Below are 18,200 nucleotides of genomic sequence, written 5' to 3' on the forward strand. Positions count from 1 at the left end.
CCTTGCGTCCGGGGTACCACCACCCGAGCTACCTCACACAGCGTGACCGGCGAGCCCGCCCGTCACCGCCGCACCCCCATCAAATTCGAAGACCCATTAAATCAGGAGCCGAGCGCCATGAAGGCTGCGCCGCACCCAGCGGAAACAAATCCCGCTAGGATTGCCCAGTCAGCGGCTCGGCACCTGGTCCATCTCACTGTCCTTTCGGCCTTCACTTCACTCACTGACGACTCTGCTTGGAGCCAGCCATTGACAGCGACCGCTGCAGCATCACTCGTCCCGCGAAAGCGATCTACAAGGGACCCGCCGAACGCGAAGGACGAAAGCGCATCTCCCCCTGTAAGGCGAACCTCTAGCGTGCCATCGTCATTTACCGCTGCACTGTGCACGAAATCCTTCGACACAACATGAGTCCGAAGAGGATTCACCACCATGAGCGATCCGTCGCGCATTACCACCTTGCAGCTTGCGATCCTCCCAAGAATTCCCGCGATGGCAAGGAAGATCGGGATCCCTTGCCATCCGCTACGGAATCCATTAACCGAGGTTACTTTGTACACAGCTGCGGCCATCCCGATACCGAGTGCCACGGTAGCGATTCCGAACAGGATCGGCCACGAGCGTCTCCGGAGCACAGTTGGACGTCCGATCCTTGCCAGCATCTCTCTTCTCTCTGTCGAGGTTTCGATAATCAGCACCATCCAGGCCCTGCGCCTGGGCTCGACGCGCCCACGCCGCAGAAGGTCAGCGAATTTCCGAGGTTCAGGCTCATGTTCGCCTGCGTTGCCCCCCCGTCGACCGTCTTCCTGTAACCGTAAATGGTGACATTCTCGGCTTGATAGACCGTCTGGACTCGTGTGCGCCCAACGAAAGCTGATCCTCGCCAACTTCCAGCAAGACCCCGTGCAACCCCCGCGCCAGCGGCAGTCCATAGCAGGCCTTTACCGGCAGCTGCGTAGTTCCAACTTCCAGTTGTTATGCCATCGCCAAAGAATGTGGCTCCCACGACGGCTACCCCTGCCGCTGCACATACTCCGGCAGATGCTACGACACAGGTGACAAAGCCAGCGGCTGGCAGTACCCGGTTCTTCCATCCGTCCCAGGTGCCGAACGTCTCCTTGGTGCCTTCCCAGAGGCCCTCATACCAGGGCTTATCCTCGGGCGGTGGCGGGTTTCGCAGGGCTTCGAGCTCTGCTTCGCGCTTGTTCAGGTACTGCCGGTGCTTCAGTTCCCTTTCCTCACGGAGCTTCTGCGCCTTCCGGTACTCGGCATCGGAGTACCGAGTGCTCATGCCCTTTCCCTTGGTGTAGGTGTATTGGCGACCGGTGACCTGTTGTGCGTAGTAGTTCTTGGAGACCTTGCCCCCGCGGGCACGGGTTTCCTTCTCGTAGTTCTTACCGAAGCTGACCTTCTTGACGTCTCCGGTGCCGCCCTTGCCGTAGGTGCAGTTGTACTGCCCGCTGACGCATTCCTCGTATGCCTCGCCGGTGGGGTCGGCGAAGGTGGCGGGGTTGTTGTTGCCGTAGACGTACGGGTTGAGCTGGGTGGGATCGTCGGGGATCAGGAGTGGGTCGACGGAGAGGAAGCGGCCCAGGGTGGGGTCGTATTCGCGGGCACCGAGGTGGGTGTAGCCGGTCGGGTCACTCGTGCCGCCGACGAAGCCGCGGTCGCCCGGCCAGGAGCTGCTGCCGGTAGTGCCGCGCTGGCCGCCGAAGGGGAGCTGCTTGCGACGGGTGACCGTCTGGGCCGCGCCCATGGTCACGGCGATCAGCGCGGTGCCCTGCTGGTTGGCGAAGAGGAACTGGAAGCCGGCGCTGGTGCGGACAGCGACGGTTTCCCCGCCGTGCGTGTAGTAGCGGGTGGCGGTCTTCGCCCCGGTGGAGGTCACCTTCAGCTCGTTACCGCCGGGCAGGTAGGCGGTGGTGGAGCCGTCTGCGTTCTTCGCGAGCATCCGGTTACCTGCCGAGTCGTAAAGGTACTCGGTGGTCTTGCCGTCCTGGACAATCTTGGCGAGCTGGCCTTCCGGGTCCCAGGTCAGGTCCTGGGCGCTCGTGCCGCCGCTGCGCTTAGCGGTGTTGCCGGCCTCGTCATAGCTGAACGACTCCGTCTTGCCACTGTCCGGCCCGCCGGCGGTGGCGACCGAGCGCAGCGCGTGCGGGCGGGCGTCGCCGGCCTTGCCGGTGGTGTAGGTGCGGGTGATGTCCGTGCCACTGCCGATGGTGTGCTGGATTTCCTTGGTGCGGTTGCCCGCGTCGTCGTAGGTGTAGGAGTGCCAGTACCCGTCCGGGCCACCCACCGTGTTCACCGATGGGGCCGCGGCGCAGGTGTCGGTCGAGGTCTTGGCGGTCCAGGCTTCGGTCATGCGGCGCAGGGCGTCGAGGGCGAAGCACTGGGTGTCGGTGACCGCGGCCGCGTCCTGGCCGGAGGTGCTGGAGATGCGGGTGACGTTGCCGGCCGGGTCGTAGCCGTAGCGGGTGTCCTCCACGCGCAGGGCCTTGTCGCCGTCGATGGTGGAGCGGGTGAGCTGGCTGGTGTGCTCGTCGAACTCCTGGGTGCGGTACACCTTCTGCCCCAAGGTGCCGTACTCGGCGCGGATCTGGCGTCCGTAGACGTCGTAGCTGGTGTCGTTGACCAGCGTGACGGAGCCCGCGACGGTGGTGTCGGGCAGGTTGCCCTGGCCGAAGACCGTGGTCTGGCGCTCGGAGGGCAGGCCGCCGATGGCGGGGTGTTTCACCCATTCCTGGATGCCGTTGTACTGGTTGTAGCCGAACGTCCAGGTGTAGGTGCCGGCCGCTGCCCCGTCCGGCACCGTGGTGGTGGAGGAGGTGGGCTGGCCTCGGTCGTTGTAGGAGTCGATGTTCGTGGTGTACGCCTTGCCGTCCACATAGCGCGTGCTGGATGCGGGCAGCCCCTTGGCCACGCTGTCGTAGGCCCACGAGGCGCGGACGGTCGAGCCCTGCTTCAGTTCCTTCTGGCGGCCCAGTTCGTCGTACATCGTGGTGAGCTCGACGTCGCGTGCGTCGGTGCTCTTGACCGGGCGGTCGGCGTTGTCATACGTGGTCTTGCTGGTGCCCTTGTCCGGGTCGTTCGCCTCGATCTGACGGCCGCGGGCGTCGAAGGTCCAGGTCCAGCTGATGCCTGCCGGGTCAGTCATCTTCGCCAGCTGACCGTGGGTGTCGTACTCGTAGCGGGTAGCCAGGAACTCGGTCCGCGTGGCATTGGTGTAGTCGCGTGCTTCGGTCTTGCGGCCGAGCGCGTCCACGATCGTGGTGGTGGCGGTCCCTCCCGTGGGCGGGATCACGGTCGTGCGGTCGCCCGCGTACTGGGTCACCGTGCGCTTGGTCTCGTCGCCGAACTTCAGCGAGACTATTTCGGTGGCGCGCCCTGCTCCGTCGTACTTGGTCTCGGACCCGGCAGGCACCTTGGAGTCGTCGCCGCCCACCAGGGTGGCCGAGGGCGCGCCGGTGGCGAAGTAGGTGCCGTAGGTCTTCCAGACCTGGCCGCGGGTGTCGTATCGGGTCTCGGTCACCAGACGGTTGCCGGAGGAGCCGATGGCCGCGGTCTGGGTCTGGCGCGGACGCATCATGCCGTCGTAGAGGGCGTACGAGGTGTCGTAGGCGCCCTGGTGGTTGAGGACCTTGCTCGTCACCGCGTTCGGCTCGGTCGTGGAGATGCGGTAGGTGAACTCGGCCGCGGGTTGCGTGGGGTGGGCGGCCTTGGTCCAGCCCGGGCCCCATCCCTTGAGGGTACGGCCGAGCGCGTCGTACTCCACGTCGCTGCGCTTGCCGTTGGCGTCGATTGTCGCGGTCGGCAGTGCGCGCCGGGGGTCGGTGGTCACCTTGGTGGTGTGGTCGAGGTTGTTCGTGGTGACCATTTCCGTCGGTGCCTGGCCGGTGGCGGGAGTGTAGCCGATGGTGGTCTTCGCTCCGGCGGCATCGGTCACCTCGGTCTGACGGCCGTAGGAGTCGTACGCGGTTTTGGAGACGGTGATGAAGCCGGTGCCGGCGCCGTCGTTCTCGTCCTGGCGGGTCACGTCACCCTTGGTCGGGATGGTGTCCAGGGCGGTGGCGTTGTCGTAGTAGGTGCGAGTGGTGTTGATGAGGTCAGCGGGCAGGCTCGGTGTCGTTCCGCAGGACTTGGCCACCGTCTTGGTTTCGGCGACGGCCGAGAGGAGGTTCTTGTCCAGGTTGCGGTTGTACGTCGTGGTGGTGCACTGCTCATCGCCCGACTTGGCTGTGTCCCCGGTCTCGGATTCGGACTTGACCATGCCGTAGGAATCGAATTCCCGGACGGTCTCCGTGCGTCGCAGGCCACCACCTGTGACCGTTTCCCGGCTCTGGTCCTTCTGCGTGCCGGTTTGGTAGGCGTACACCGCAGGGAGGCTGTCTGCCGAGCGGGAGCGCGTAGCGGTTGCCGACGAGCGCCACGGGGTGAAGCTGGTGGCCGACAGCAGGGCGCCGCCCGAGCCGTTGTAGGTGGATTCCTCGCGGGTCATACCCGCATAGGCCTCGTGATCAGTGACCTCGTTGCCTTCACCATCGGCGACCTCTGCGCCGTCGATGCCGCGGAAGTAGCGCGTCTCACTCAGCGTCTGGGTGCCCTCGGCGGGGTCGCCGGTGCGGATCTGGACGCGTTCGTAGCCCCTGCGGTCGCCGTAGGTGCGGTGCTTGGATTTAGTGAACTCGTCGTCTTCCTTTGCCCAGGCGAGACCGCCCAGGTAGGAGTAGTCGGTGCGCTTGACCGGGGATCCGGCGGTGTCGTCCGATTCGAGGACTTGGGTGACCACGTAGGAGTGGAACCAGTCCTGATAGGGCTCATAGTCCTCGATCGGTGCGTCCGGCGGCGACCACATCACCGGATAGCAGCGCCTGGTGTTCGACGACGCTGTGGGCAGGCTGGTCTTCGAGCAGTCCTGCGCCGAGTAGGTGATGCCGATCGAGCCACCAGTCTCGGTACCGATCTTGTAGACGCGGTAGCGGTTGTAGGCGGGCACCGCATCGACCGCGCCGGCGACGCGGTTAGGGAGTTGCACGCCTTGGAAGGTGGTCTTCGGCAGGGGGATCGCGGTGCCGGCGCTGTGTCCGGTGCGGGCGATCGAGGCCAGCCACAGAGGCGGGTCGGTGCCGTCGCCGGTGGAGGGGAAGGTCTGGGTCAGAGCCCAGGAATCCACCTTCTGATAGGCGCCGGCGTTCCACACGGAGGTGGACACTCCGGTCAGACGCTTACGGGTGAAGTACGACGCGGCAGAGTTGCCCTCGCACTTGTCGCCGGTCTTGCAGATCTGGTCGAAGGGTATGTCCGGCCAATTCTCGGCGTTCGTCTCGGTGAGCTTGTCCGCGGCGCAGTCGAACGATTCGGTGGTCAGGCAGCGTTCGGCGACGGTGAAGTCGACCTTTGCGGCGGGCTGGCCGTAGAAGTTGGAGTCGCGCAGCCCGTACTCGATGCGCTTGAGGTACCCGCCGCGGGTGTAGGGGGTGAGGGTTCCCTTGTACTCGGCGTCGATGGCCCGCTGGTAGGAGTTGGACTCCTTGGCCCAGTAGTACGTCATGGCGTTGCCGTGCGGGTCGATCACCGCATCGAGGTTCCAGCGCCAGGCTTGCTGGCACCAGGAGTCCTTGAACGCGGTCGCGTGGCAGGGTTCGCCGGACTGGTTGCCGAACACCGGTACCGTCCAGGTCGAGTTGGTCTCTTCCTTGCCCGTCGCCCAGCCGTTGGGCCGGTTGTAGCCGAAGTAGTAACGGGTGCCATCCGGCGCGGTCACCTTCCAGTACTCGTTGTCGTTGTCGCCGTTGGCCAGGGCGGAGTTCTTCAGCAGCTCCACCCGCGTGCCGTCATCGGCCTTCTTCCTCCACACACCCGACGCATCGTCCTTGACCAGCTCACTGGAGGAGCCGCCGAGCGACAGGGTGGCGTTGTCCTTCTTCCAGCACTGGTCGCCGACCTTGTTCGGCGGGTTGTTCCCGCCGGACTTGTCGTCCTGGCACGACACGTACCGGCGCTCGATGGATCCAGGCGACAACGACCAGCCGTCGCCGACCCAGTTGGCCTGGTTGTTCGTCGCCGCGGTGCGCCCGTCGATAGCCTGCGAGGAGTACGACAGACCCAGGTCCGGTGTAAGGCCCCCAGGGACGGACGGCGTGTCCATCGCGTAGGTCCAGGAGAACGCGCCCGAGGAACCGCCGGCGTTCCACTTGCCCGACGGGGACAGGGAGGTGGCGGTGAAGTCGCCGTTTGCGCCGGAGGGGGCGGCGGTCACGGCAAGCAGCGTGGCACCGTCGGCTACGGTGCGGGTGCGGCTGGCGGGAGATGCCTGCTGCACCGGCTGACCTGCTTCGGCAGCGGACTCGGCGCTGACCTGGGTGGTCAGATCGGCCGACAGCATCATGTTCTTGGGGTCGTTGTGCGAACGCAGCGTCTTGCCCGGCGCGCAGCCCTTGGCGCCGGGCGTGGTCAGCGCGCACGCGGGCACCTCGCGCAGCACCAGGCGCGAGGCCCAGTCACCGCCATAGACCCCGGCGAAAGATGAGTAGTCCAAGGTCAGGCCGAGCGCCCCCTTGCCCTGGTCCGTTCCGTGGCCTTGCACCGCGACCAGGACGCCGTCGATGCCCGCCGCCTGTGCGGCGCTTCGGTCGAGGACCTGCACCTGTGCCTGCTGCGGGGTGGCCGTGACCGCGCGCGCGGTCTTGCCCTGCCGGACAGCGACCGGGATCGATCCGGCCTTCACCCGAGGCTGCTTCCCAGCGACCTTGGCCACCTGAACGGTGGCGTTGCCGGCAGTGGGCCACGTCGCCTTGGTGTCCGGCTTGAACGGGTGCTTCACGGTCTCGTCGGGCTTGTTGAGCTCCTTGCCCTTGATCGTGGAGACGGGGACCGGATCCTGCTGCTGCAGCTTGTGCAGCTCCAACTCGGCCGCCGCGGCGATCGGGCCGCCCAGCAGTCCGGCCAGCAGATAGGCCACCAGCAGCAGAGCAATGACTCGCATACGCCTGCCCAGCGCTCTCACCGGACGACGAAACGCACCACGGCGCATCGCGGACACAGATCCCCCCACAGAATCCACACAACATGAATAACGGTCGTGAACGTAACACTGGACTGCAGCCTTCAAGGAAGCCGAAGATCGAGAGTTGATCAATCCGTTATCAATTCAGCGAGCGGGAAACCACCTTGACCTGACGTAAGGATGAATCTGGTTTTTTGTCACCTTCTGGCCGCGTAAGCAACACCGGTGAACTGTGAATAATGCGGGATCAGGGCAGAGGCGGGCAAGGTCCACTAAGGACATATCAAGGAACATTCTGGCGATTTCTTCGAGCCGTACAACCATTTTGAGCGCTTGGGTGTCAGCCCATCAGCCACCGCATTATCTTGCGAAGGAAATGTGAAGAAGATGCGCCGACACAAACTCAGATGGACCAGCTCTTGGGCTGTGCCCGCGGCTCTGACGCTGGGCCTGACCTCCTCATTGCTCTACACACCACCCGCAGCCGCCGACGAGAAGCCCGTCAGCCCCGTCGCCCAGGGGCAGACCGCCGAGGAGACGCGGGCGCTCGCGGAAGCCGCCGAGTCCGGCGATCCGGTCGAGGTGCTGTCACACCGCACGGAGACTGCCGAGACCTTCGCGAACCCGGATGGGTCGTTCACCACCGACCAGTACGCACTCGCCCAGCGCGTCCGCAAGGGCGGCAAACTGGTCGACATCGACACCGGGCTGGTGCGCAACGCCGACGGCACTCTGTCCACGAAGGCCACAGAAGTGGGCGTGACGTTCTCCGGCGGTGGCGAGGGGCCGCTGGCGACCGTCACCCGTGACGGACGGAGCATGTCCTGGTCCTGGCCCGGCAAGCTCCCCACGCCACAGATGGACGGGGACACGGTCGTGTACCGGAACGTCCTTGAGGACGTGGACCTCAAACTCAAGGCCGGCACCGCCGGATTCGGCCAGCTCCTCGTCGTACACAACGAGAAGGCCGCCGCCAACCCCGCGCTCGCGCAGATCGAACTTCCCCTGGAAACCGAGGGGTTGAACGTGAAGGCAGACGATCACGGCAACCTCCGCGCTCTCAACCCCGCCGGCCAGGAAATCTTCACCGCTCCGACGCCGATGATGTGGGACAGCAGCCAGCCCCCGGCTGCGCGCAGCAGCGAACCGGCCCCTCCCCCGCCGACCCACGAGTTCGAAGCACCCATGGGCGCCAGGGAGGGCACGGTGGGTGTCGAGCTAGACACGGACTCTTTGTCCCTGACACCCGACACCGACATCCTCAAGGGAGCCGACACTACCTACCCGGTGTACATCGACCCGGCGGTGTCCGGGTCACGCGAAGCGTGGACCATCGCCTACAGCGGTGCACCGTCGACCGCGTTCTACAACGGCAACGGCTGGGACGAAGGCGACGGCAACAAGGTCACCTCCTACGCCCGGGTCGGCAACCCCGGTGACGGCACCTCCAGGTCGTTCTTCCGGATGGACACCAACAACCTGTGGAACACCAACAAGGTGATCTCCAGCTCCACCTTCAAGATCAAGAACAGCTACTCGTACTCCTGCACCCATCGCGAGGTGCAGCTCTGGCGCACCGGCTCCATCAGCTCCTCCACCACTTGGTCTAAGCAGCCCTCGTGGTATGCGGAACTGGCTGCGGTCAGCGACGCCAAGGGTTACTCCTCCTCCTGCCCGGCCGGCAGTCTCGCCTTCAACGCAACCGCTGGCACCAAGCAGGCCGCCTCCAGTAAGTGGAACAACCTCACCCTCGGCCTTCAGGCAGCTACCGAGAGCGACAAACTCGCCTACAAGCGGTTCGAGGCCAAGTCCGCAGTGCTGTCCACCACCTACAACACCGTCCCGGACGCTGCCAGCGCCCTGGACACCATCCCCAGCACGAAGAACACCAAGGGCTGCGGCGACACCGCCCCGTACGGACTGATCGGCAACACCGACATCTACCTGACCGCCAAGGGCAGCGACAAGGACGGCGGCACCGTCAAGGTCAAGTTCCACCTGTGGCCCACCGGCCACCACCCCAACGACGACCCCAACGGCAAACTGATCGTCGACACCACGGTCTCAGTCTCCTCCGGGACAGTGGCCAAGCTCAAGGTAACCAAGGCGCAGTTGCAGCCCTACCTGACCACCGCGAACGGCAACTTCTCCTGGAAGGCCCAGACCACCGACGGCTCCCTGTACGCCGACTGGACACCGACCACGGGCGCACCCGGCTGCCGCTTCGTGTTCGACCCCAACCGCCCCAGCACCCCGCCCGGCGTCGCCTCCAGCCAGTTCCCCGACGGCAGCAACGGCTGGCCCGCCACCACCGGCACCGTCCGCTCCGAGGGCACCTTCACCATAACCAGCGGCGGCGTCGCCGACGTCACCAAGTACGAGTACTGGAGTGACTGGGACGCCACCCGCCGCACCGCCGCCCCCAGCACATCCGGCGGATCCGTCTCGCTGAAGCTCACGCCGACCGTCGCCGGCGCCAACCAGCTCTACGTCCGCAGCCTCGACAAGGTCGGCAACTACTCCGACACCACCACCTACCTCTTCTACGCCAACGGCCCCACGACCCCCGACAAGCCCGGCGACCTCAACGGCGACGGCAACGCCGACCTGTGGGCCGTCGACCAAGCAGGCACCCTCTTCCCCTTCTTCGGCGCCGGCGACGGCACCGTCACCAAAGCTGCCTTCCGCTCCAATGATCTCAACCTCACCGACGCGAAGATCAGCCACCGCGGCGACTGGACCCACGACGGCTACGAAGACCTCATCAGCCTGCGCAACGACGCCGGCACCAGCCACCTGTGGATGCATCCCAACAACGGCAACGGCTACGCCTGTGCCGACTGCGTCACCGGCGAGCAGGCCCAGGAACTGGGCGTCTACGACCCCGCCAACAATCACTGGAGCAACGCCGACCAGATCCTGGCCATCGGGGACGTCGACGGACCGCTCGATGTCGACGAAGACGGCACCATTGACATTGCCGGCTACCCAGATCTCCTGGTCAAACAGGGAGATCTTCTCTGGCTGTACTACGGCAGCCGTGACTTCCGCCTTGACTCCTACCGCGAGCCCATCCTCATCGGCCCTGACGGCTGGGAGGACCACGACCTGTTCGCCCCAGGGGACACCAACAACGACGGGCGCGTCGACCTCGGGTCCCGCAACCGCACAACCGGCGAACTGTTCGTCCACCGTGGTGCAGGTCCCGATGGGGACGGCCTTGCCGACCAGTCCACCCAGATCAGAGTCGGCACCAACTTCTCCGCCACCGGCGTTCCAATGATCACGTCCCCCAGCAACTTCGACAGCAACCCTGGAGGGTTCGACGTGTGGTTCACACGTAGCGACAACGCACTGTGGAGCTACAACGACCTAGGAACTGGCACAGGAGCACTCACCAAGGTGAGTGACGGCTGGACCGGCTACCAGGCCATCAGCTGACGCGCCATCCGTGGCCCCGGCGCTCTCTGCCGGGGCCACGCCCCGCTTCAGCGAACCCGACGGCGAGGCTCTAGTAGGGCTTGGTCACGTGGGACGCCACAGTCACCATCGCTCGACGGCGGACGCTCCGTACACCCGGAACCGGCCACGCGCTCCACAGAACGAGCCGCCGGTACCCGCTCATCCTTACGAGTCGGGAGGCATGAGTGACCAGGACATCTCGCCGTTCAGGCGGCCGTGGGAGCGATCCACGACGCTCTCTGAGACAACCGCCGTAAAAAGCCAGGTCAGACGCATCTGAAGTGCGCTGACACGCTGCAACAGTAGGTCAGTACCGCACGGCGTGCGGCTAGTACCGCACGGGAAACCGCCGCGAAATCCACGTTTCCCCAGGTCAGAACGATTCTGCCTGGGGACGCTCGGTGGGGCGGGTGGGACTCGAACCCACGGCCGACGGATTATGAGTCCGCTGCTCTAACCGGCTGAGCTACCGCCCCGTATCGGCGTGGCGCGTACACGTGTGCGCGCCGTCTGCCGCAGCATAGCCGGTCATACGATCTCCTGCTGCGGATGGTCGGCTTCGCGTGACCATGAAGACCTGGCTGCGTGCTGCCCGGTTCCGGACGTCGCGAAATCACCCCGAAAGAGTCACGGGCGGCCTCGCGCGGCCACGCGAAAAAGGACCCCGAAGGGTCCTCTTCCGTTCCGCTCCCCCGACTGGACTCGAACCAGTAACCCTCCGGTTAACAGCCGAATGCTCTGCCAATTGAGCTACAGGGGATCGCGCTCCCCCGACTGGACTCGAACCAGTAACCTGCCGGTTAACAGCCGGCTGCTCTGCCAATTGAGCTACAGGGGATTGCTGCGTTGCCTCGAATCGTACCTGCCTGGCGGCTGCCGAGCGGCGCGCGTTCGCTGCGACACATACATTAGCGCAAGCAGGGGGGTGCTCCGCCAATCGGTATGTCCCGGGGTGATCTCGGGTGTGCGCGGGTAGGCGGGCAGCACATGTCGCACGGAGCGAAGGAAGGGTGGCAGCCATGCGGTACCGGCTCACGTTCATCGCCGGAGTGGCCCTCGGTTACGTGCTCGGCACGCGAGCCGGGCGCGAGCGTTACGAGCAGCTGAAGAAGTCGGCGCAGCGGCTCGCCGAGAATCCGGCGGTGCGCAACGCGGCGGAGTCCGCCGCGCACGGTGGCCGGGAGTTCGCCGGCAAGGCGTACCACTCGGTGAGCGAGAAGGTGGGGGACAGGGTGCCCGTCTCCGTCTCCGACCGGGTGCGTTCGCTGAAGGAGCGCAGCGGCCAGAACGGCAGCGACGACTGGGGCACGACCAACACCTGAGGCCCTTTCCCGTACCGGGCACCCGCCCGGTACGGGAAAGGGCCGCCGGTGCGGCAGAATCTTGGGTATGGGCATAGTCGCCGGCTTGGACAGTTCATCCGCCTTCACGCACATCGTCGTCTGCGACGCGGACACCGGTGCGGTGCTGCGGCAGGGGTACGCCGCGCATCCCATCGAGGCCAAGGCCTCCGAGGTGGATCCGCAGGCGTGGCTGCTCTCACTCGGTGAGGCAGCCTCCGGAGGGCTGCTCGAAGGCGTTCAGGCCATCGGTGTGTCCGCGCAGCAGCACGGTCTGGTGCCGCTGGACGGCCAGGGCAATCTCGTACGTCCGGCGCTGCTCGGCAACGACCGGCGGGCGCAGGCAGCCGCGGCCGATCTGATCGACGGGCTTGGAGGGCGGCAGGCCTGGGCGGAGGCCGTCGGATCCGTGCCCCGGTCCGCTCAGCCGGTGGCGAAGCTGCGCTGGCTGGCCAGGACCGAACCGGAGAACGCGCAGCGGGTCGCCTCCGTCCTCCAGCCGCACGACTGGCTGGTGTGGCAGTTGCTGGGCCGTCCGGCCCGTCGTACGACCGACCGGGGTGCCGCGTCCGGGACCGGTTACTGGTCCGCCGGCTCCGGGTCCTACCGCCCCGATCTCGTCGAGCTGGCACTCGGCCGTCAAGCCGCGCTGCCCGAGGTGCTCGGCCCCGCCGAGTCCGCCGGCACCACGCCGGAGGGGCTGCTGATCTCGGCGGGCACGGGCGAGACGATGGCCGCGGCCTTCGGGCTCGGCGTGGCCGTGGGGGACGCGGTGGTCTCGCTCGGGGCCTCGGGGTCGGTGATGGCCGTGCACCACGAGGCGCTGGCGGACCCGACGGGGATGATCACGTCCTTCGCCGACGCGACCGGGATGCACCTTCCGGTGGTGCACACGTCCAACGCCGTGCGCGCGCTGCGCGGCGCCGCCGAGATGCTGGACGTGGACGGGCTGGACGAACTGTCCGCGCTGGCTCTGAAGTCGACACCGGGCGCCTCGGGGCTGGTGCTGCTGCCGTACCTGGAGGGTGAGCGCACCCCGCATCTGCCGCACACGGCCGGCACGCTGAGCGGGCTGCGGCGGGAGTCGATGAAGCCCGAGCACCTGGCGCGGGCCGCCTTCGAGGGCATGCTGTGCTCGCTGGCCGACGCGCTGGACGTGCTGCGCGGCCGGGGCGTGGAGGTACGGCGGGTGTTCCTGCTGGGTGCGGCGGCCGAACTGCCCGCCGTGCAGGCGCTGGCACCCGCGCTGTTCGGCACGCAGGTCGTCGTGCCGCAGCCCGCGCAGTACGGGGCACTGGGGGCCGCCCGGCAGGCGGCGTGGGCGCTCGGGGTCTCGCAGGGCACGCTCGACCCCCGCACTCCCCCGGCCTGGCACGGCGCCGCGGCGCAGGTGCTGGAGCCGGGAGATGAGCTCGACGTGGGCCGCGCGGTACGTCAGCAGTACGAGGCCACCCGGGACCAGCTCCACCCCGGGGCGTTCGACACGACCGGCTGAGGGCAACGGCCGGGATTTGACCTGGCCTTGAGGAAAACCGTTGGCCGCCGCGGCGCGGCGTACCGGAGTATGGATCGGCCTCTGCCCTTCGCCGACTCCGAGAGACTCGTGTGCTCATAAGAATCCTGCGGACCTACCTGGGTCCGTACAGACAGCCGATCCTGCTGCTGGTCCTGCTCCAGCTCCTGCAGACCTCCGCAAGCCTCTACCTGCCCAGTCTCAACGCGGACATCATCGACAACGGTGTCGTGCGAGGCGACACGGGTTACATCCTGCGGTACGGCGCGGTCATGGTCGCCGTCAGCGTCCTCCAGGTCGTCTGCAACATCGGGGCGGTGTACTACGGCGCCAGGACGGCTTCCGCGCTCGGGCGGGAGGTGCGGGCGTCGATCTTCGACCGGGTGCAGTCGTTCTCCGCACGTGAGGTCGGCAGGTTCGGCGCTCCTTCATTGATCACGCGTACGACCAATGACGTGCAGCAGGTCCAGATGCTCGTCCTGCTGGCCTTCACCCTGATGGTGTCGGCGCCCATCATGTGCGTCGGCGGCGTCATCCTGGCGCTCGGCCAGGACGTCCCGCTGTCGGGCGTCCTGCTGGCGGTGCTGCCCGTCCTCGGCATCTCGGTGAGCCTGATCGTGAGGCGGATGCGTCCGCTGTTCCGCACGATGCAGGTGCGGCTGGACACGGTGAACCGCGTGCTGCGCGAGCAGATCACCGGCAACCGGGTCATCCGCGCCTTCATACGGGACGACTACGAGGAGGGGCGCTTCCGGGGCGCGAACACCGAGCTGACGGACGTGGCGCTGTCGACGGGCCGCCTGATGGCCCTCATGTTCCCGACCGTGATGACGGTGGTGAACCTGTCGTCGATCGCCGTCGTCTGGTTCGGTGCGCACCGGATCGACAGCGGCGGGATGCAGATCGGGGCGCTGACGGCGTTCCTCGCGTATCTGATGCAGATCGTCATGGCCGTGATGATGGCCACCTTCATGTTCATCATGGTGCCGCGCGCGGAGGTCTGCGCGGAGCGCATCCAGGAGGTCCTGGACACCGAGTCGAGCGTGGTGCCGCCGGGCGCCCCGGTCACGAAGCTGCTCAAGCACGGCCATCTGGAGATACGGGGCGCGGAGTTCCGCTACCCGGGCGCCGAGGAGCCGGTGCTGCGGACGGTCGACCTCGTGGCTCGGCCCGGGGAGACGACGGCGATCATCGGGTCGACGGGCAGCGGGAAGTCGACGCTGCTCGGCCTCGTGCCGCGGCTGTTCGACGTGACGGACGGCGATGTGCTCGTCGACGGCACGGACGTGCGGACCCTGGATCCCGTCCTGCTGGCGAAGACGGTGAGCCTGGTGCCGCAGAAGCCGTACCTGTTCTCGGGGACGGTCGCGACGAACCTGCGGTACGGCAATCCGGACGCGACCGACGAGGAGCTGTGGCACGCCCTGGAGGTGGCGCAGGCGAAGGGTTTCGTGGAGGAGCTCGAACACGGTCTGAACGCGCCGATCGCGCAGGGCGGCACCAACGTGTCCGGCGGGCAGCGCCAGCGCCTGGCGATCGCGAGGACGCTCGTGCAGCGGCCGGAGATCTACCTCTTCGACGACTCCTTCTCGGCGCTGGACTACGCGACGGACGCCGCACTGCGGGCCGCGCTCTCGGAGGAGACGGCGGCGGCGACGGTCGTGATCGTCGCGCAGCGGGTGTCCACGATCCGTGACGCCGACCGCATCCTGGTGCTGGACGAGGGCCGGGTGGTCGGGACCGGCAGCCATCGCGAGCTCATGGACGGAAACGAAACCTACCGGGAGATCGTGCTCTCCCAGCTGACGGAAGCGGAGGCCGCCTGATGGCCGGTCCGGGCGGACGGATGATGTCCATGGGACCCACCGAGAGGTCCATGGACTTCAAGGGGTCCGGGAAGCGGCTGCTGAGACGATTCAGCAAGGAGAAGTCCTCGCTGTCGTTGATGCTGGGCGCGGGAACGCTGAGTGTGGCGCTCTCCGTGGTGGGACCGAAGATCCTCGGTTCGGCGACGGACCTGATCTTCGCCGGGGTCGTCGGCCGGCAGACACCCGCGGGCACGACGAAGGAGCAGGCCGTCGAAGGTCTGCGGGAGAAGGGCAGCGGCGGGCTCGCGGACGTACTGTCCGGGGTGGACTTCACTCCCGGCAGGGGCATCGACTTCGGTGCGGTGGGCAACGTCCTGCTGGTGGCGCTGGCGGTGTACGTCGGTGCGGGGCTCCTGATGCTGGTGTCGACGCGGGTCTCGATCCGGGTGATCAACCGGGTCGTCTTCCAGCTGCGTGAGGACCTCCAGGCGAAGCTGGCACGGCTGCCGCTGTCGTACTTCGACCGGCAGCAGCGCGGTGAGGTGCTCAGCCGTGCGACGAACGACATTGACAACATCTCGCAGACGATGCAGCAGACGACGGGCCAGCTCATCAACTCGCTGCTGACCATCGTCGGCGTACTGATCGTGATGTTCTGGATCTCGCCGCTGCTCGCCCTGGTGGCGCTGGTGACGATCCCGCTGTCGGTGTTCGTCGCGACGCGCATCGGAAAGCGCTCGCAGCCGCACTTCGTGGCGCAGTGGAAGGTCACGGGCGCGCTCAACGCCCACATCGAGGAGATGTACACCGGCCACACGCTGGTCAAGACGTTCGGGCGGCAGGAGGAGTCCGCGCGGGACTTCGCCGAGCAGAACGACGCGCTCTACGAGGCCGGCTTCAAGGCCCAGTTCAACAGCGGGATCATGCAGCCGCTGATGATGTTCGTGTCCAACCTGAACTATGTGCTGGTCGCGGTCGTCGGCGGGCTGCGGGTGGCGTCGGGCACTCTGTCGATCGGCGACGTGCAGGCTTTCATCCAGTACTCGCGGCAGTTCTCGATGCCGCTGACCCAGGTCGCCTCGATGGCGAACCTGGTGCAGTCGGGCATCGCGTCGGCGGAGCGGGTCTTCGGCCTGCTGGACGCCGAGGAGCAGGCGCCCGACCCGGAGCTGTCCGAGCGGCCCGCGGAGCTGCGCGGCAGTGTGTCGCTGGAGAACGTGTCCTTCCGGTACGACCCGGACAAGCCGCTCATCGAGGACCTCTCGCTGAGTGTGGAGCCGGGTCACACGGTCGCGATCGTCGGACCGACCGGCGCGGGCAAGACGACGCTGGTCAATCTCCTGATGCGGTTCTACGAGGTGACGGGCGGCCGCATCACCCTCGACGGGGTCGACGCCGCGCGGATGACGCGCGACGAACTCCGGTCGGCCATAGGCATGGTGCTCCAGGACACCTGGCTGTTCGGCGGCACGATCGCGGAGAACATCGCCTACGGCGCCTCGCGCGAGGTCACCCGGGAGGAGATCGAGGAGGCGGCGCGGGCGGCCCACGCCGACCGCTTCGTCCGCACGCTGCCCGACGGCTACGACACCGTGATCGACGACGAGGGATCGGGGGTCAGCGCGGGCGAGAAGCAGCTGATCACCATCGCGCGGGCGTTCCTCTCCGACCCGGTGATCCTGGTGCTCGACGAGGCCACCAGCTCGGTGGACACCCGGACCGAGGTGCTGATCCAGAAGGCGATGGCACGGCTCGCGCACGGCCGTACGAGCTTCGTGATCGCGCACCGCCTCTCCACGATCAGGGACGCCGACGTGATCCTGGTGATGGAGGACGGCTCGATCGTCGAACAGGGCACGCACGACGATCTGCTGGCGGCCGGTGGTGCCTACGCCCGGCTGTACGCGGCTCAGTTCGCACAGGCGCTGGCTGAGGTCGACTGAGCCGGCCGGGCTCAGTCCAGATAGCCGCGGAGCTGGTCCGCGAAGGCGTGGTCCCGCAGCTTGTTGAGCGTCTTGGCCTCGATCTGGCGTATGCGTTCGCGCGTCACGCCGAAGATCCTCCCGATCTCCTCGAGCGTGCGGGGCCTGCCGTCGTCCAGCCCGTAGCGCAGCTGGACGACCTTCCGCTCGCGCTCCCCGAGGGTGGAGAGGACCGTCTCCAGGTGTTCGCGCAGCAGGAGGAAGGCCGCCGACTCGACGGGGGACGCGGCGTCGCCGTCCTCGATGAGGTCACCGAAGGCGACGTCGTCCTCCTCGCCGACGGGGGCGTGCAGGGAGACGGGTTCCTGGGCGAGCCGCAGGACCTCGCCGACGCGTTCGGGGGTCAGGTCCAGCTGGGCCGCTACCTCGTCGGGGGTCGGTTCGTAGCCGCGTTCCTGGAGCATGCGGCGCTGGACGCGCACGACCCGGTTGATGAGCTCGACGACGTGCACAGGGACCCGTATGGTCCTGGCCTGGTCCGCCAGGGCGCGCGACATGGCCTGGCGGATCCACCAGGTCGCGTACGTGGAGAACTTGTAGCCGCGGGCGTAGTCGAACTTCTCGACCGCCCTGATCAGCCCGAGGTTGCCCTCCTGAACCAGGTCGAGCATGGTCAGGCCGCGGCCGACGTAGCGCTTGGCCACGGAGACGACGAGGCGGAGGTTGGCCTCGATGAGCCGGCGCTTGGCCATCCGCCCCATGACCACGAGGCGGTCCAGGTCGACCGCGAGCCGGGTGTCGGGGTCGGGGGTGCCGGCGAGACGTTCCTCGGCGAAGAGCCCGGCCTCGACGCAGCGGGCGAGCTCGACCTCCTCGGCCGCGCTCAGCAGCGGTATCCGTCCGATCTCGCGTAAGTACTGGCGGAAGAGGTCGGACGACGGCCCACCTGCCTCCGGACGGCTCCGCGGCTCCGGGAGCCCGGGGGTCTCCACCGGTTCCTCCAGTACCGATTCGGGCGTGCCCGCCGTCTCCGGGTGTCGTGAGACCCGGTTCTGCGCGGGAACCGCCGGGACATGCTCGGTCGTGGTCGGCACGGTCCGGGTCTGCACGGGGGCGGCCTCCAGGTGATCGCTGCCGGATCGCGGGAATGGA

Annotated in this window: 7 protein-coding genes and 3 tRNA genes; 5 read left to right on the forward strand and 5 right to left on the reverse strand. The window is 67.1% G+C overall.

Annotated features, from left to right (window positions below; all coding sequences use genetic code 11):
* Nucleotides 1-691: 691 nt before the first annotated feature.
* Nucleotides 692-6,982: an RHS repeat domain-containing protein gene (locus ACFU5K_RS21380; RefSeq protein WP_384063996.1), complete on the reverse strand. Its 6,291-nt coding sequence runs from the start codon at nucleotides 6,980-6,982 to the stop codon at nucleotides 692-694.
* Between the two features lie 408 nt (nucleotides 6,983-7,390).
* On the opposite strand from ACFU5K_RS21380, the gene ACFU5K_RS21385 reads away from it, so the two are divergent.
* On the forward strand, nucleotides 7,391-10,444 hold the full coding sequence (locus ACFU5K_RS21385; RefSeq protein ID WP_384063999.1) for a VCBS repeat-containing protein: 3,054 nt from the start codon (nucleotides 7,391-7,393) through the stop codon (nucleotides 10,442-10,444).
* A 423-nt stretch (nucleotides 10,445-10,867) separates the two neighbouring features.
* On the opposite strand, the gene ACFU5K_RS21390 is transcribed toward ACFU5K_RS21385, so the two are convergent.
* From ACFU5K_RS21390 to ACFU5K_RS21400, 3 genes are all read right to left on the reverse strand, one after another.
* Nucleotides 10,868-10,941, reverse strand: a tRNA-Ile gene (locus ACFU5K_RS21390).
* A 211-nt stretch (nucleotides 10,942-11,152) separates the two neighbouring features.
* Nucleotides 11,153-11,225: transfer RNA gene (locus ACFU5K_RS21395), tRNA-Asn, on the reverse strand.
* 5 nt (nucleotides 11,226-11,230) lie between these two features.
* A tRNA-Asn gene (locus ACFU5K_RS21400) sits at nucleotides 11,231-11,303 on the reverse strand.
* 181 nt (nucleotides 11,304-11,484) lie between these two features.
* Between ACFU5K_RS21400 and ACFU5K_RS21405 the strand changes: the two genes are divergently transcribed.
* From ACFU5K_RS21405 to ACFU5K_RS21420, 4 genes are all read left to right on the forward strand, one after another.
* The gene (locus ACFU5K_RS21405; RefSeq protein WP_327122363.1) at nucleotides 11,485-11,787 is read left to right on the forward strand and encodes a YtxH domain-containing protein; all 303 of its coding nucleotides are present in this window, start codon (nucleotides 11,485-11,487) and stop codon (nucleotides 11,785-11,787) included.
* Between the two features lie 67 nt (nucleotides 11,788-11,854).
* Nucleotides 11,855-13,300, forward strand: coding sequence for an FGGY family carbohydrate kinase (locus ACFU5K_RS21410; protein ID WP_384064002.1), 1,446 nt, complete (start codon nucleotides 11,855-11,857; stop codon nucleotides 13,298-13,300).
* Between the two features lie 110 nt (nucleotides 13,301-13,410).
* Complete coding sequence (locus tag ACFU5K_RS21415; RefSeq protein ID WP_384064005.1) at nucleotides 13,411-15,144, forward strand: ABC transporter ATP-binding protein; 1,734 nt, start codon at nucleotides 13,411-13,413, stop codon at nucleotides 15,142-15,144.
* Complete coding sequence (locus tag ACFU5K_RS21420) at nucleotides 15,144-17,069, forward strand: ABC transporter ATP-binding protein (protein WP_384064008.1); 1,926 nt, start codon at nucleotides 15,144-15,146, stop codon at nucleotides 17,067-17,069. The genes ACFU5K_RS21415 and ACFU5K_RS21420 overlap by 1 nt, the downstream gene beginning before the upstream one ends.
* A gap of 11 nt (nucleotides 17,070-17,080) precedes the next feature.
* Here ACFU5K_RS21420 and ACFU5K_RS21425 read toward each other — a convergent pair whose 3' ends face one another.
* Nucleotides 17,081-18,157: an RNA polymerase sigma factor gene (locus tag ACFU5K_RS21425; RefSeq protein ID WP_384064010.1), complete on the reverse strand. Its 1,077-nt coding sequence runs from the start codon at nucleotides 18,155-18,157 to the stop codon at nucleotides 17,081-17,083.
* Between the last annotated feature and the right edge of the window lie 43 nt (nucleotides 18,158-18,200).

The organism is Streptomyces sp. NPDC057428 (assembly GCF_042803195.1).
Taxonomy (GTDB): Bacteria; Actinomycetota; Actinomycetes; order Streptomycetales; family Streptomycetaceae; genus Streptomyces.

Coding starts and splice junctions, on each gene's coding strand:
- ACFU5K_RS21420 (WP_384064008.1), top strand. CDS start 15,144: ATGGCCGGTCCGGGCGGACGGATGATGTCCATGGGACCCACCGAGAGG.
- ACFU5K_RS21405 (WP_327122363.1), top strand. CDS start 11,485: ATGCGGTACCGGCTCACGTTCATCGCCGGAGTGGCCCTCGGTTACGTG.
- ACFU5K_RS21410 (WP_384064002.1), top strand. CDS start 11,855: ATGGGCATAGTCGCCGGCTTGGACAGTTCATCCGCCTTCACGCACATC.
- ACFU5K_RS21385 (WP_384063999.1), top strand. CDS start 7,391: ATGCGCCGACACAAACTCAGATGGACCAGCTCTTGGGCTGTGCCCGCG.
- ACFU5K_RS21380 (WP_384063996.1), bottom strand. CDS start 6,982: ATGCGAGTCATTGCTCTGCTGCTGGTGGCCTATCTGCTGGCCGGACTG.